Annotated in this window: 20 protein-coding genes, 1 pseudogene and 1 riboswitch; of the genes and pseudogenes, 2 read left to right on the top strand and 19 right to left on the bottom strand. The window is 38.6% G+C overall.

Features of this window, described 5'->3' with window-relative positions; genetic code table 11:
- Positions 1-114 precede the first annotated feature (114 nt).
- On the top strand, positions 115-381 hold the full coding sequence (locus tag MKZ11_RS11150; RefSeq protein ID WP_340794509.1) for a phosphocarrier protein HPr: 267 nt from the start codon (positions 115-117) through the stop codon (positions 379-381).
- A 77-nt stretch (positions 382-458) separates the two neighbouring features.
- On the opposite strand, the gene MKZ11_RS11145 is transcribed toward MKZ11_RS11150, so the two are convergent.
- From MKZ11_RS11145 to metA, 3 genes are all read right to left on the bottom strand, one after another.
- On the bottom strand, positions 459-716 hold the full coding sequence (locus tag MKZ11_RS11145; RefSeq protein WP_340794508.1) for a PepSY domain-containing protein: 258 nt from the start codon (positions 714-716) through the stop codon (positions 459-461).
- A 195-nt stretch (positions 717-911) separates the two neighbouring features.
- Entirely contained in the window at positions 912-1,664 is a 753-nt protein-coding gene (locus MKZ11_RS11140) for a hypothetical protein (RefSeq protein ID WP_340794507.1), read from the bottom strand.
- A 61-nt stretch (positions 1,665-1,725) separates the two neighbouring features.
- Positions 1,726-2,634, bottom strand: coding sequence for a homoserine O-acetyltransferase MetA (metA, locus tag MKZ11_RS11135; RefSeq protein ID WP_340794506.1), 909 nt, complete (start codon positions 2,632-2,634; stop codon positions 1,726-1,728).
- A 102-nt stretch (positions 2,635-2,736) separates the two neighbouring features.
- Positions 2,737-2,843, bottom strand: a riboswitch (SAM riboswitch).
- 137 nt (positions 2,844-2,980) lie between these two features.
- On the opposite strand from metA, the gene MKZ11_RS11130 reads away from it, so the two are divergent.
- Complete coding sequence (locus MKZ11_RS11130) at positions 2,981-3,160, top strand: hypothetical protein (protein WP_340794505.1); 180 nt, start codon at positions 2,981-2,983, stop codon at positions 3,158-3,160.
- Between the two features lie 300 nt (positions 3,161-3,460).
- On the opposite strand, the gene MKZ11_RS11125 is transcribed toward MKZ11_RS11130, so the two are convergent.
- From MKZ11_RS11125 to MKZ11_RS11050, 16 genes and pseudogenes are all read right to left on the bottom strand, one after another.
- On the bottom strand, positions 3,461-4,258 hold the full coding sequence (locus tag MKZ11_RS11125) for a protein phosphatase 2C domain-containing protein (RefSeq protein ID WP_340794504.1): 798 nt from the start codon (positions 4,256-4,258) through the stop codon (positions 3,461-3,463).
- On the bottom strand, positions 4,255-5,010 hold the full coding sequence (locus MKZ11_RS11120; RefSeq protein WP_340794503.1) for an NUDIX hydrolase: 756 nt from the start codon (positions 5,008-5,010) through the stop codon (positions 4,255-4,257). The genes MKZ11_RS11125 and MKZ11_RS11120 overlap by 4 nt, the downstream gene beginning before the upstream one ends.
- Positions 5,011-5,040: 30 nt before the next feature.
- Complete coding sequence (locus tag MKZ11_RS11115) at positions 5,041-5,406, bottom strand: spore germination protein GerW family protein (protein WP_340794502.1); 366 nt, start codon at positions 5,404-5,406, stop codon at positions 5,041-5,043.
- A gap of 78 nt (positions 5,407-5,484) precedes the next feature.
- Entirely contained in the window at positions 5,485-6,111 is a 627-nt protein-coding gene (locus tag MKZ11_RS11110) for an SIMPL domain-containing protein (protein ID WP_340794501.1), read from the bottom strand.
- 185 nt (positions 6,112-6,296) lie between these two features.
- Positions 6,297-6,970, bottom strand: a pseudogene (locus MKZ11_RS11105) (DUF2785 domain-containing protein).
- 160 nt (positions 6,971-7,130) lie between these two features.
- Positions 7,131-7,580, bottom strand: coding sequence for an ASCH domain-containing protein (locus tag MKZ11_RS11100; protein ID WP_340794500.1), 450 nt, complete (start codon positions 7,578-7,580; stop codon positions 7,131-7,133).
- A gap of 68 nt (positions 7,581-7,648) precedes the next feature.
- Positions 7,649-8,779: a DNA polymerase III subunit beta gene (gene dnaN, locus MKZ11_RS11095; protein ID WP_340794499.1), complete on the bottom strand. Its 1,131-nt coding sequence runs from the start codon at positions 8,777-8,779 to the stop codon at positions 7,649-7,651.
- 10 nt (positions 8,780-8,789) lie between these two features.
- Positions 8,790-9,368: a nucleotidyltransferase family protein gene (locus MKZ11_RS11090; protein ID WP_340794498.1), complete on the bottom strand. Its 579-nt coding sequence runs from the start codon at positions 9,366-9,368 to the stop codon at positions 8,790-8,792.
- The gene (locus MKZ11_RS11085; protein ID WP_340794497.1) at positions 9,352-10,275 is read right to left on the bottom strand and encodes a GNAT family N-acetyltransferase; all 924 of its coding nucleotides are present in this window, start codon (positions 10,273-10,275) and stop codon (positions 9,352-9,354) included. The genes MKZ11_RS11090 and MKZ11_RS11085 overlap by 17 nt, the downstream gene beginning before the upstream one ends.
- A gap of 202 nt (positions 10,276-10,477) precedes the next feature.
- On the bottom strand, positions 10,478-11,347 hold the full coding sequence (locus MKZ11_RS11080; protein WP_340794496.1) for a hypothetical protein: 870 nt from the start codon (positions 11,345-11,347) through the stop codon (positions 10,478-10,480).
- On the bottom strand, positions 11,334-11,645 hold the full coding sequence (locus MKZ11_RS11075; protein WP_340794495.1) for a DUF2087 domain-containing protein: 312 nt from the start codon (positions 11,643-11,645) through the stop codon (positions 11,334-11,336). Before MKZ11_RS11075 ends, MKZ11_RS11080 begins: the two co-directional genes overlap by 14 nt.
- 70 nt (positions 11,646-11,715) lie before the next feature.
- The gene (locus tag MKZ11_RS11070) at positions 11,716-12,675 is read right to left on the bottom strand and encodes an alpha/beta hydrolase (protein ID WP_340794494.1); all 960 of its coding nucleotides are present in this window, start codon (positions 12,673-12,675) and stop codon (positions 11,716-11,718) included.
- Between the two features lie 25 nt (positions 12,676-12,700).
- Positions 12,701-13,216: a GNAT family N-acetyltransferase gene (locus MKZ11_RS11065; RefSeq protein WP_340794493.1), complete on the bottom strand. Its 516-nt coding sequence runs from the start codon at positions 13,214-13,216 to the stop codon at positions 12,701-12,703.
- Between the two features lies 1 nt (position 13,217).
- Entirely contained in the window at positions 13,218-13,784 is a 567-nt protein-coding gene (locus MKZ11_RS11060) for a DUF402 domain-containing protein (protein WP_340794492.1), read from the bottom strand.
- A gap of 40 nt (positions 13,785-13,824) precedes the next feature.
- On the bottom strand, positions 13,825-14,364 hold the full coding sequence (locus MKZ11_RS11055; RefSeq protein WP_340794491.1) for a short-chain dehydrogenase: 540 nt from the start codon (positions 14,362-14,364) through the stop codon (positions 13,825-13,827).
- Between the two features lie 174 nt (positions 14,365-14,538).
- Positions 14,539-15,048, bottom strand: a complete 510-nt coding sequence (locus MKZ11_RS11050; protein ID WP_340794490.1) for a GNAT family N-acetyltransferase — start codon at positions 15,046-15,048, stop codon at positions 14,539-14,541.
- Positions 15,049-15,112: the final 64 nt, after the last annotated feature.

Genomic DNA, 15,112 nt, shown 5'->3' with positions numbered 1-15,112 from the left:
CCTTGTAATTAGCTGTAAATTCATATTACTTGAAATAACATTCAAAATCAATCATAATCAATCAAGAACTTTCACTACGCACCAAATTACATTGAATATAGGAGGAATTATATAATGGTTGAAAAACAATACGAAATTACAAGTTCAGCGGGGTTACATGCACGTCCAGCATCGGCTTTAGTCAGTGCAGTCACTTCATTTATAGCAGAAGTTACTTTGGAGCATGCAGGTAAAAAAGTGAATTTAAAATCGATTTTAGGTGTCATGTCCCTAGGTATCACTTCTGGAGCCGTTATCACAATTTCAGCAGAGGGGGAAGATGAAGTAGAAGCATTAGCAAAAGTCGATGAAATTATGAAAAACGAAGGCCTTGCAAACTGATGCCTTCCATACTAAAACAGAGAAAATCCACGGGCGGTATAAATTACCGCCCGTGGATTTTCTCATAGACTTCTGACTTAATCGAGTTTCACTTTAAGAATCGCACCTGTAGTTGCATCAACTTTCACTTCATACTTATAGCCATCTGCCGTTCTAATGTCAATTTCATACACTAACATTCCATCGTCGTAATCTAATTCTGCCTTTACAACTTGACCTGGTACACGTCTTACCGCGATATCCATCGCCTGTTCTATTGAGATCCTTCGGTACTGCGGGTTTTGATAATGTTCATGCCAATGATGATTTTGGTTATATCGATTATGATTCGTCACCCTATCTCCTCCAATTCGATTATCATGTTATCCTTTACATTCTATTCAAGTTGCGTGGATATGTGCCTAAGTGTAAGCCATCACTTACGTCTAAGACTTTTACCCTTCAGCTCAAAAACAGTTAAGCAGATCCCACGTACATGATTAGTACGTGGGATCTGCTTATTGAAAATCGTATATTTAGCATTATTTTCATCAATCAACGTTCTTCTCTTTTTCTTCCTGCTTTTGATTCAACATAAAGGAAACTTGATCTGACCCGGTCAGTAATTTAGATATATAAGACGATGTCATGCTAAAACTGCCTTCTATCCTTTCTGATAAAAAGTTGGTTCGCTCGTATAGAACCGAGCGGAGATAATCCAGTTGTCTAATTACTTTTTCTAATAATCCTTCTTGTTTGTCCAACCTGCTGGATACATCTTTTTGAAGTTCCTCTTGCTCCAATAATTGTTTTGACAATACCTTTTGATAGTCTAATTGTTCATTTATTTTAGCTGAAATTTCTTCATAGGAAGAAGTCAACGTTTCGAAACGATCTGCTATTTCCTGATTCGACTGGCTGACGTCGTTTACTTTCGCTACGAATTCTCGATTTAGAATTTGCTCATGAGTCAATGTACGATGCAGCATTCTATTTTTTGTTTCTACTTTTGCTAATGACTTCATGACATCTTTCTCAAATTGCTCATGCCGAAAATCACTTTCTTTGATTTCGTTTAAACGATTACGAATTGATTTCAATTGATTGGATTGTGTGCTTTTTTGCTGCTTTAGTAACATTTCCATGATATTGAACTGATGACTGACTGAGTGATTCGCTTCCCTTTGTTCTTTCATCCATTCTGCTATTGGATCTATTTTAAAATGTTCTTGATTCTTCCCCAAAGACTCTGCATCAGTTTTAAAAACATCCGGGTGCCCATTTTTGTTAATAAACAACCCCATCTCTCTTAACCCCCTTGTCGTAGTAGCTTATGCTGTCTACCACAAAAGGGTCATTGAGCAGTTATTCCCATTCATAAGGCGTTTCTTGGTATACATAATAATTCAGCCAGTTAGAAAAGAGCAAATGCGTGTGAGAACGCCATGTATTCAGTGGCTCTTTGGATGAATCATCATTCGGAAAATAATTTTCTGGGATATCAACAGATACTCCTTTTTTCAGATCACGCGCATACTCTTCTGCAAGTGTATCCGCATCGTATTCCAAATGCCCTGTAATCATAATATGTTTACTATCTTTAGAGATGACGATGAAAGCTCCAGCATCTTCTGATTTTGCTAGCAGGTGTAGACGAGGATCATTTTCTATTTCTTCTGTCGAAACGGATGTATAGCGTGAGTGCGGTGCTTTGAATTCATCATTAAAGCCACGTGCAAGATTATTCGTCGGGTCGGAAAGTCGATGTGTAAATACACCTGAGCACTTTTTCGGCAACTCAAATTTTCCAATTCCATAATGATGATATAGCGCTGCTTGGGCACCCCAGCAAATATGTAAAACAGAAGTTACATTTTCTTTTGACCATTCCATAATCTCCGTCATTTCTTTCCAGTAATTAACGTCCTCAAATTCCAAATGCTCAATCGGGGCACCTGTAATGATCAATCCGTCGAAACGACGATGCTTCACATGTTCAAATGTTGTATAAAAAGCATTCAAATGTGTTTTACTAACATTTTTCGAATCATGTGTTGCTGTGTTCAGAAAGGTAACATTCACTTGCAGTGGAGTATTTCCCAATAAACGCAGAAGCTGTAGCTCAGTTCTTTCTTTTTCTGGCATCAAATTCAAAATTGCAATGGTCATTGGACGTATATCTTGTGACGTTGCACGTTCTTCATCCATCACGAATATTTTTTCTTTCTTTAACAGTTCCCCTGCCGGTAATTGTTTCGGTATGTTGATTGGCATTTTTGTCTCTCCCTTTTTAAATTGTTATGTATGATTTTATTTCAAAATAAAAAACCCACTTTTCTGTAAGATAAGAAAAGAGGGTTAACCTTGGGCTCTCTGTTCTTATCTCTCAAGAAAAAATCTTGTTGGAGGTAGCACCTTCCTGACTATGTCAGAGGTTGCTGAAGCTTCGCAGGGCCAATTCCCTCAGCTTCTCTTGATAAGAATATTTAATTAACTTCCATTATACTACTTAACTCATTATTGTAAATGGTCTTTTTCTTTTGCAAAAATTTTCATCGGATAAATTCTCTCTGTAAAGCCACATTAACAAAGTACTTACTAATTGAAAGGAGCTGTTACAATGGGAAGAGATGACGACAAAACTGGTGGGAATAATGCGCGTTCGTTGCCGCAGACACCAAAAAACCAAAAAATAAAACCTGGTGACATGGAAGCAGAAATGGCCCGCGAGTTTGCTGAATTGAGTTCCCTAAAACCAAAACGTGAACGAATGAATCCAAATGCAAAGAAAAGAAAATGAGTAACCTTGGCAACAGCGCTAATTAAAGCGTTGATACCTCTCGCTAGTATGATACTAGCGAGAGGTATTATTTATATTCAACCTAAATTAGATGCTTTCTTCAATTCCTCCGTCATTTGCCCGACCAAATCAGGTCCTCGGTAAAATTGTGGTAGTGTATTTTGGAAGTGATCTACATGCCATTCATCATTTTCTTTTCTGCAATTATCGTTTGATGATATCTTGTCCAGTTGTTTGACTACAGTAAAATCCTGTTAGTTTTCCTAATTCTTTAAACTGATTACCCGTGTACTTTGTTCCTCATTCCCTATAATCGCTCGGGATGCTGCCTTGCTTTGCTACTTCCACATTCCATGCAATAATTGTTGTACTGTCTCGTACATTCTGTCTTTCGATTTCCATCAACAACTGCGAAATACTTACATCAAGTTCTTTTTCATTCAGTGCAACAACAAGATTTGTCGGATCCAAAAAAGGTTCCCCTGGGCTTTCAACCAAACCATCAGTCGTAAGGAAAATGAGGTTGTTCCCTTTTCTTAATTCCCTTGTCCCTGACGTGTAGCATGGTACTTCTTGCTCAAACGTATTCACTTGGCCAATCCACTCGAAGAATTGCCTTTGGTTGAGTTGGAATTGGTTAAGAGCAATTAATTCCGGATGCAATACATATACTAAGCAATCTCCAACCGAAAACCACCATACGTAATTATCTTTCCTAACGACGATAAGACAAGCCGTTTCTCCCGTGACACATCTGCATTTATTCAAAAATTGTTCAGATTGAAAAATCCCAAGTAACTTCCCTTCCAAACGTTTAAATTCTGGAGGACCTTTCATTTCTAAAATCTCCACCAATTTTTCTTTATGCTGCTCGATTGTTTGAATGACAAGTTCCGCACTTTCGGCACTTTTATGTGCATCCAAAATAGCCGCGAATTCCCAATCCTCATTTTGCCAAACGATGCATCCATCTTCGTTCTTTGTTTGTCCCGCTGAAGAATTACCTCCAAAACGACCAACGACGATACGATTAATCCACCGAACATCCCGTTCATCGACAAAGTCCTTTTCACTTCCAACCCAAGAAAGGTTATTCATGAATGTTCAACCAATCGGTAAGGCCTCATTTCATAACTTTCATAAGCAATCGAATCGCTAATTCGAGCATTATTCACTCTAGACATAAATTGCGGACGTTTAATCCAATCTCCTACCTGTTCTTTATTAAAGTCGACAAATTGTACGTCAATCGTTTTGGGAGGTTGCGCAACAGATTTACCAGCTATTGCTCTTCCACGGAAAACCATGCAGATGATGCCTGACGTGATATTTTGATAAACTCCGACCCTATCACCTATTTCAGAGTGGATACCGGTTTCTTCCCGCACCACTCGTTTAACCGCTTCTTTCAACATTTCACCTGGCTCAACCCGTCCGCCTGGCATTTCATATGTATCATTCCGATGATTGTTCCGTACAAGCAATACGTGTCCTTCCTCATTTACAATGCAGCCACTAACAGCAACAATCTGTTTAGATTGTCCGTAATCTCCAGTCGAAGTGAAAAAATCTTCGTTTGATGAAATGAATAATGGAGTTAACGATTTCCGATAGTTTTGTGCTTCAACATGCATTTCCGATGCCCGAATGCCAGCGTCCACTGTCTCGTAATGAACCCTATTATCGTATGACCACATTGCCATGATCTCCGTCTGTTCTTCATTGACCCACCGTCCAACCAGCTGCGCACCATGCGTCAGCTGATTCGGAAGTAAATAGGTGTGAAATAAGTGCGTAAATGTTTCGTACATCGATGGTTCGATTGTGTATGTTTTTCTGCGGTACAACATTCAATCATTCCCTTTCGGACAGGCTAATTTTCAACGAGTCTTTTTCAATAGCCAAACTAGGCCCAATGTAAAAACAGCAACTAGTGTCAGGGTGAACTTGAAGTCGATAATCGGTCTGAATTTCACTTTCTCCGAATCAATTTCATAAACGCCTAAAGGCTTGACGGAGATATGCCCTCCGCCTCCCTCCCCTTGGCCTGCTGAAGAATTTCCTGATTCCTCGGAAAATCCTCCACCCCCACCAACAATATAATTGATCTTTGCTACAGGAAGGACTTTTTTATTTTTAAAACTAATCGGTTCACCATAAATCAATGATACGTCTTGTTGCCGCGAAAACTTGTCAAATATCCTTGCAATCGGTGATTGATAAGTAGCAGCTTTTCCGGTCTCCATATTTACCCACCCCTTAAATTTTTTAGTTATCATTTCTAGACTTCCAGACAGATACCAGTCCCTTTTTTATATTTAATTTCAATATTGAAACTGTACTTTTACAGTAGCGTTAATCGTAATTTGCCCTTGTTCGATCGGTGTAGACACACTCATTTCTTTGGCGGCAAATGTACGATATGTAGCGGGTTCTGCTGTCACTTCTTCACGAATCTTGAGCGGTGTAGGGTCAATATGAAGCTGCATTGTCTCGGCAATCGTCTGTGCTTTGGCTAACGCGTTTTTTAGTGCCAGGCTCAATGCTTGTTGATAATAAAGCTCTTCATCTTCTAAATGGAACTGAATATTTGATACTCGATTGGCCCCGTTTTGAACAGCCACATCTATCACACTTCCGACTTGATCAATAGCAGTGATTTTTACTGTAATTGCATTTGTAACTTTGTATCCTTTAAATACTTGTTCGCCATCTATATAGTTATATTGCGGATTGATGTTGTAAGAAACCGTTTGAATATTCTCTCTGTCTATGCCTAATCTCAGTAACGAATCGATGACCTGATTCATTTCATACGAATTTTCTTTTTGCGCATGATTAAGTTGATCGTTTTCGGTACTTACCTCCAACTGGATTTGAGCAATATCCGGCGCAGCTGTAAGGTTTCCAATTCCCGTAACAGTCATATTGCGCTGTTCTTGGTGGGTCATTTGTTGTACATAGGGATAATACATTAGCATCCACCTTCCTGAGTATCTCATTATGCTACCTTAGATAGTATGCTGATTAACTAGAAAAGATAAGTGCAATCATGCTTAATGAAAATTCGGCCGTCGAATTGCTTGACCTGTACGACAGACGAGTAACTATACGACGAATACTGTAAAATCCATGACTACCGAAGATACATCCATTTTTTCAGCGCCTCAAAAACGTCGCAGGTCACTTGCTCCCCTATATCCTTCGCACTCAACATGATGTAAAATGATTTCAAAAAACTCTTTACTGTTCTTTTAACATGATAAGCATCAATTGAACCTTTATTTTCATCCAATTGAGTTTCGACCATTCCGGTCATGTCTTCAATCCATACTCGTATCTCCTGTTCAGCATGTTGATGCTTTATTAAGGAAATCGGTATTATAGCAAGCCGGTCTTCCTCTTCATCTAAATAATCCACTTGCCTGAACAGGGCATGTTGAACTACGTGAAGAATTCGACTGATATCCTCTTTTTTTAAAAGGGGATGTTTTGCCAACGCATCCACAGCATCAGCACCATGTGCAATCGCATGTGCCCAGCCGTTCTCATGAATAAACCCCTTATATCCTTTTCTTCCAGCATATATTGAAGAACTTTATTCGTTGTATAAAATATAATATCGGGATTCGCTATTCTTTTCTTGAGATCATATTCAATAACCGCAGCAATCACGAGTGCGGAGAAGGAGCGTGTAAAAACCGAATCAGTTCCAGACTCGCCAATTCTGTAAAAAAGATAGTCCTCCTGTACAACCTTTTCTAGTAATTCAAGAAGTTCTTCGGAATTTAATTGATCAGAAAAAATCATTTTCACGAAGCTTTGATAGATTAACTTGTCACGCAAATAACTATCCGGATTTCCGATTTGCGTCAACATCTCTTGCCTGACTTCTTTCGACAGCTGTAGCATACTATTATCTAGATAACTTTCTAAAGTTGTTGCTAACATGACTATTCCCCCAATACGATCATTTATTATTATCCTGCACATCAATTAGGATAAATCGTTCACAAACAAGAAGCATGTCCTCAGAAAACTTAAGCCCAACTGGTTGTAATTCACCCGTAAAAAATCGCACATGAGCTAATTTCCAATCTTCATATGAACCTTCCCCTTCTGAAATCGCAAATTCTTCCGTAACCTTATTCATCGGTACAAGCGATACTTCAACAGTCTTAATAATGGCAACCGGTTGTTCATCTTTATTTAAAATAATGCTGTAATCGTCTGTCGTCGGCAAAGGCTCATTTTCCAATTCATATAAAGCATAACTTGAACAAGTCGCTGTCTTTTTCCCATCAATTACGAGTTGTGCTAGCTCATCAGGTAAACCTCCAAACATCCACGCGTTGACAGAAGCCGGCTTCTCATCGTTCCTCCAAAATTCATCCCAATAGGTCTGTGCTGCTAAATTCATTAAAAAAACCCCTTTCGCTTCTAAATAAATGTAAATGTTCTATCTCCCCCCCTAGTGGGGAATTCATTTCAGTAAGATCGCACTGGCGAAATCAGATGGAGGCAAGTTGAATCATTTAGCGGCTGAATGACAATCGGCTTCATCAAACCATCAAAACGTATCGTTACATTTTCTTTTTGTATCCTTTTTAATGCGTCCAGTACAAAACGACCATCGAATGACATTTGAATGTTATTCTGTCCTTCGATTTGTATGATTTTTTGAATTTCTTCAATCATCCCAATTTCTGTAGAATTTGATGATATTTTGATAGTTGCTTCATCTATAATCTCCAATTGGACGTTATTGTGTTTCCATTCTGTCGAAAATACACAAGCCCTGTCAATTCCTTCTATTAATGTTTGGGTATTCATAGTGATTTTTACTTTCGATTCTGTTGGCACCAAGGATCGTGTATTAGGATAGATGCCTTCGATTAACCTTGAATAAAGTTTACTGTCAGCAGTTCCAAACACTATGAAATTATTCGTATAAGAGATGTCTACGATTGAGGAATCTGCCACTTTTAAATGCGTCAATTCTGACAAGCTTGTACTCGGGACAACAAATGTTTTTATCATTTCCGATTCTATATGTAGTTCATGACGCGCTAATCTATGTGAGTCTGTTGCAGTACAAACAAGCTTATTCCCCTCAAACTCCATCTTCACGCCGGTTAGTACTGGTTTAGCTTCGCTTTTTGAAACTGCAAACGCAGTTTTTTTTATAGCCTCTGCTAATTTCCCAAAAGGGATTTTCACGTTATTATTGCAATCCATTTCAGGAAGTTTTGGAAAATCATTCGCATTAAAACCGGTTAGTTTTGTTTCAATATCCCCTGACTCTATTATGATTGAATCATTGCGTCCTGATTTAACACAAATATCACTCGGAAGCTTTTTAACAATTTCGTTTAAATAATTTGATAAGACAACCACACTACCGAATTCTTTGATTTCCACAACCTTTACTCCATCAATTCGTAAAGGAATTATTCTTTCAATACTAATATCCGAATTGCTGCCAGTTAGCTTAAGACCATTCTCATTGGCTTCTATTTTTATTCCAGAAAGTATTGGAATAACGCTTTTTGAAGAAATAATTTTGTTTATATCAGAAATCGCAGTTATAAATGAAGCGTAGCTTACTGTAAATTCCATACGAACCCTCCTAATTACTGTCCACCCCTATAATTTCAACCTTATTCCATACAGCTTGCCAATTCTTTTTCCGAATTCTTTCTTCGTAAATCTTTATCTGTTCTTTCTTCTCATGAAAAGTAGGCGTTGGTGTTACTCTCAAATTTACAACGTCAACTATGCCATGCGGCGCTGTTAAGACTAGATTTTCTCTGTCATCCAATTTCACTCCTAAAGCTGTTGCTGTTTCAGGAAATCTTGATATCGCATTAATAGACGAAGTATAGGGTGGACTATTACTGACACTATGCATTCTTGCCTGATTCTTAACTGACCAAGGGATTGCAGGTAGAAGCCTTTTCAATGCTTCCTCGTGTTTCTTTTCCGTACTCTTTTCACTATTTGTTCGATCATAATAGATTACGTCAATATCTGGGATCGTCGTTCTTACATCGAATCCATGCAACACATCCCAAATTTTAGACCGAACAAAACCTGCACAAATCCACCAATCTGGTAAATTCAGTGATTTGGCGCATTTCAGTAGCTCCATCATCCATTTGTCTTCACGAATTAACCATAGAATATCTTCTTCACTTTTGATTAGCATGAACTATTTCCTCGCACCTTTTAAATGTAATGTCAAAATGAATAAGTTCGTGCTTTATTTTGAATCCAGCGGCTCGATAAAGATTAAGGGCTCTCTCATTTTCGTTTTCAACGCATAAGGAAATTTCTTCAATTTCCTTATGCGTGAAAAGATGAGCTAAAGCAAATTTTATTAGCTTTGTTCCGATGCCCTGTTTTCTATCGTTATTAGAAACAGCGATATATTCAATCGAGCCCTCACCATGTTGCGGCTGAGCCTCCACATAGACATATCCTTTAATATGTTGGTCATCATTTGTCAGTACAAATAACCGATTCATATCAGTCAGCCGACTAAGAATTTTTTGCGTACTATAATATGTACTAGGAAATTCGGTCTCATGAAGAGCAGAAAAGGTTTTTTCATAAGACGGGCTATATTCCATAATTCCTTCAACCTTAATTTCCCCAAGTTCATCGCGGTGAGCCAGCAAGTTGGAATGATGTCCTCTTTCAACTCCCCCGTGTTTCAAGACAAATTCTTTTCCACGGGTATTTTCCTTATTCAGAAAAAAACTTAAATGCTTTAGCTGAATTGATGAATTAGAGATCACTGTTTTCAAAAGCTTATCAACAATATATGAATCATCTATTTTATCGCTAATAAAAGGTCCCCATACTTCCGCACTAAAGCGATCTTTATCAATATCCAACCCAATGGCGCCGACGATACTTCCATTATCATAAGCAACTGCAAAGGACTGAGACAAATCCAAATCCGAGAAATCATCAAGAAGTGTTTGATAAATTCCCTCTCTGTCTTCACCACAGTAGCCAACGTGGCTGCTTGAATCGTTATTCATATTCTCTAAAAAAGCTGCAAGATCTTTTATATCGCTCGGTGGAGTTATTGTGATAGTAGTGGTCATGTTCCTCATCCTAACTTTGATTATTTGAATAGAAATTTAAACTATAGATGTTGAAATAAAGAATCCCATTGAACCCGCTGCGGCGCTAGGGGATGCCTCCCGCCATAAGCCAAGCAGCTTCGCCGCTAGTCTTATGTCTTCGGCTGCCCCTTGTAAGGCGCCTACGCTATACTCATTTGTTCAACGTATATAGTCCAATTATTTATTTGTCGACGTACGTATACAAAGTTTCCGACACTTCGTACAAAAGCGACTTCGCTATGTGCAGTGAATAGGGACATGTGGAGTCCACTTCTTTTTCGATGTACGCAATTTTTTGTTCATTCGCATCGTGAAGTTGTTTACTCAAAATGACATCCAATAGAACCATTTCCTCGCTATTGGCTACACCTATCCAGCCAAGCTCCCAACTATATCCCTCACCTTCATACATCAAACTAAAAGCAACTACGTTATTTCCGTTTACTACAACATAGCTACTTGAGTCGATAAGATCATCAAGGATGACACTTTCCCAACTTAAAGTAGACAAGTCAGCAACAGGGTTATCTACATGGGTCTCTGTATATGTTTTTTTGCATATCTCAATTAGGCTGGACAGTAAAATTGGGTCTTTTAGAATCTGCTCAACGGTTTTAATCTCTTTATTCCTAATATCATTTTCAGTAGAACAACTTTCAGGTTTAATGTTGATTACTTCCGTCTTTCTAATTAATCGGAAATCTTTTTGCAAAAGTAATTCACCTAAACGACTAAAACGATCTTCAATCAAAACAAATAAAGGCTTCTCAAATTCATCTTTTAGGAACTCAATCATGAAGTGAATTGCGCGTTCATCAACACAATTGAAATCGTAAGCAAAACGTACATAAACGCAATGAGGATGCCAAGTGGAATAGTGCGTTGATGCAGCGACCACGATTCCATTTTCATCAGCGACAGAATAGATACCCTCATTCATTTTACTTCCCATACACACGTAAAAATTCCTCAGCAAATCTTTATGTTCACCTAAGACCTTTTCAACAAACAAATTCATATCTTGCCGTTCCACATTTCTATGTATTTGCATGTGTTTCCCCTTTAACCCAATACTGCTTTCCATCATCGCTTCGAGTCATGAAACGATAGTCTATAAGAAATCGTCTTATAGTTGCAAAGTCGGGATAAAACGTTACCAATAGGTCATTTATCTCTTTTTCCATATATATTTTATCCGTATCGAATTTCTTAATTATTTCTTGGGCAATAATATACTTCCTTTTTTCCTTACTCGGAAATACGTCAAGCCGACCTTGTAACCCTTGTTTAAAATAATTTTTTAATACTTTTTCTCTTTCTACATCCGTAATTAAAAATTGTTCTTCCATCATTATCTTCCTTTCACTGTTGCTGTATATGTTGAAATAAAAACCCCACTTATTAGGCGCCTATGCTGACTTAATTTTCACTCCTGAGAAATGTATCAATCTCTTTTGCAATAAGTTCGGGTTCCCAGGTATGGACATAATGTCCGATATCTAAGTATAAAAACTGACCGTGCTCAAGTTGACCGCTATAATCAGAGAGCATCTCCCGCCAATTCGGTATTCCGATTTCATTTCCATCTGAGATGAAGAAATACATTGGAACTTCATTAGGTATCCCCGCTTGTCCGACTTTTTCCGCGTTTGCTTGGACTTGTTTCATTTCTTCAAGCATGTTGTAAGTGAGGGTCCTTCGATAGAAAAGCGAACGATATGTCGCAATATCTTCCGCTGACAAATAGCCCGATTCAATTGCAGCAGAACTATTTACGATAGATGGAACCAACCTGATCATCCCGGTGCGGGCAAATAATTTAGCCGCTTGAATGGATAGTGCCGAAGGAAGCGGCAAGACTTCGTAAGTTACGGGAATCGCGGGATCAAGACCGATAATCGCATCCACTTCTTCCGGATACTTTTGGGTCCAACGGATAGCTTCCAATCCTGACATTGAATGAGCAGCCAAAACATATGGCGGCTGAACATCCGCGAGTTGAAGCGCTGTTCGGCTTTCGTCAAGAATGATGTCAATCTCCCTTGATACTTCCGCAGTATCACTCCAACCATATCCGGCTTTTTCTACAACCGCGATTTTATATGTAGGAGCTAATTCAGACCAAAGGGGCTTAAAATCCAACACAGGTGCACTCGTTCCCACACCCGAAAGGAACACAATCGTTTGTTCTCCTTCCCCTTCCGTGTAAACATGCATTAAATGACCCTTCACGTCCACCAGCAATCCTGGCGCTGGTGTTGAGGCAATTTCTTTTTTCATAACTGTCGAATGATAAACCCAAGAGCCCGAAATCACGACAACAAAGAAAATGATGATTGAAAGAATAATAATCTTGATAACTCTTTTCAATTTCTGCATTTTCTCATTCCATTCTTAAACGATTTTATTTCGTTATTAAATCAGCTATTTTATTCCATCCATAAGCAACTTCACTCAACTTCTTGCCTGCAATTTCGATTTCTACCGTGTCAACTCGCTTCCCGCCTAACGCTTCATAAAAACGGCAAGCCGGATTCTCTTCTATCGCCCATATGAGCATCGAGTTTAAGTTCTTTCCTTTTAAATCATTCACAACAGACTGAATGAGTGATCGCCCTATTCCTTTTCCCTGATACTCTTTCAAAAGATAAATTGCATATAATTCCCCTGTATGTGCTTCATATTTTCCAGTACGTTCTTTTCCACCTGTAGAAAACCCGATGATTCGACCATTCTCATTTTCCGCTATGTATACGTGATTCTCTTTTATCCCCTTTTTCCACATCAGCTCGCGTTGTTCATAAGAAAGACTTTCCAAAAAGGTGTCTGGTACAATCCCTTTGTATGTCGTCCTCCAGCTATCCACATGGACTTTTGCAATTCCTTTTGTATCCTCTATCTCGGCTTTTCTAATTAACATTTCAATTACCCCTTTCAGCGACGTCAAAAGATTGGGACAACAAATCAAAATGAGACATCGTCATCTCCTTTAATTTCAAACAACCATCTGTCAGTTCTAGTTTAAGTCGATCAAATTCAGTCCAAGCTAATTCATACTCCCAGGTAGAAATTTCTTTGTTCTTCAAAGCTATTTCCAACTCATCAATATCCTTTTCAATGATTTTCCCAGTCGGTAATACAATGAGATCCAAATATAAATCATCCATCCACGGTCCGTTCTTGGTACAATACCCAATACTTTTACATATATCGATATACCATTGCACAATACCACCCGAGGAATTAAACACCGTTGTAACTGAATAGTTCTGCCCTTCCGGGAAATGTTGCATCCAGTAATATCCGTCATCTGCAATGCAAACGGTTCTCTCCTCGTAGCTCATGTATAAGGGCTCTCTTACTTCTTTTAGATGAAGCAAGCTCACATATCCCTTGAAGGATGAATCTGAGTCGATATAAAGCTCCGTATAAGCCCTTTCCGTTACTCGTTTCCAATCATACCTACTTCCATATTTTCGTTTCAGCATTAATGCCCCCTCCTTACAACATTTCCAACACATAAACTAGTTATCTCGGGCGTGCTTCATAGGGATGAATTTGACCTATTATCCCCACTTCTTCATCTATCCTAATTTGTTTAATAACTCCATTCGCAATCTCATCGTGTGTAAGCCACCGTGATCCACTCTCTTCAATTACAAATCCTAAATAGATTTTCCGGTAGTTGCACCGGCTATGAATACGGATAGACTCATCTTTGAAGTACCGTAAGCTACCCTTTACATGGAATAAACGAAACGAAGCGTTCCCATGGTTCATTTCACAAATACGCTCAAGCACCCTGTAATTTGATGTCCAACTGATAATAAGATCAAACGGACCTCGTTCTTGAATCGCTTTATTAACTTCTTCATCTACATCATCGGTATCGTAATCAGTCAAAAGAGGAAATATAGAATTAGGCTGACTGTCAACATGTAATTGTTTAAACTTCGAAAATGTACGCCCAATGACAGATACTGAATAATCTTCACGTGCAAGGTAAAGACAAACTCCGGTGAGCATCCCCGTTCCGCCAATGACTAGAGCATGATTAGTACGCTTCATACGCTCACCTCTTTTCATAGAATTCTTATGGGAATTATCGAATAATCCACAAAAAATGTAATCAACACTAACTGAAGAAAATCAGAAAACTCATTGAACCCTCTTCTACTACGCGGCGTCTAGTTACTGACACAATTAATGTATATACGTATACATGGATTGAATATATAGCGATTAGTTATACTCCGCTATATCATTCCAACCATATGCAATTTCTCTCATTTTTTTGCCACCAATTTCGATTTCCCGCGTATCAATTCTTTTCCCACCTAAAGCCTCATAAAAGCGGCAAGCTGGATTTTCTTCTATGACCCAAATAAGCATTGTATTTAACTTCTTTTTCTTTAAATCATCGACTACAGATTGGACCAATAATCGTCCAATCCCTGTTCCTTGGTGTTCTGCCAAGATAAAAATCGAATATAATTCGCCTGTATACGCTTCATAATTCCCTGTTCGTTCTTTTCCGCCTACAGAAAACCCGATTACTTGCCCATTCTCAACTTCTGCTATGTATAGATTATTTTCTGTTATCGCACGTCTCCAAACCGGTTCCCGTTTAGCATAGGAAAGGCTATCCAAAAAATCGTCCGGCACGATCCCCTTGAACGTCGTCCTCCAACTATCCACTTGGACTTTTGTTATACCTGGTGCATCCCCTATATTTGCAGCGCGAATTAACATTTCAATCCTCCTAGAATTGACCATATAAATAAGAATCGTTTCCATGCAAGGCACAGAAACGATT

Source organism: Sporosarcina sp. FSL K6-1508, assembly GCF_038007465.1.
GTDB lineage: Bacteria > Bacillota > Bacilli > Bacillales_A > Planococcaceae > Sporosarcina > Sporosarcina psychrophila_B.
This window is presented reverse-complemented; position numbering and strand designations above follow the sequence as displayed.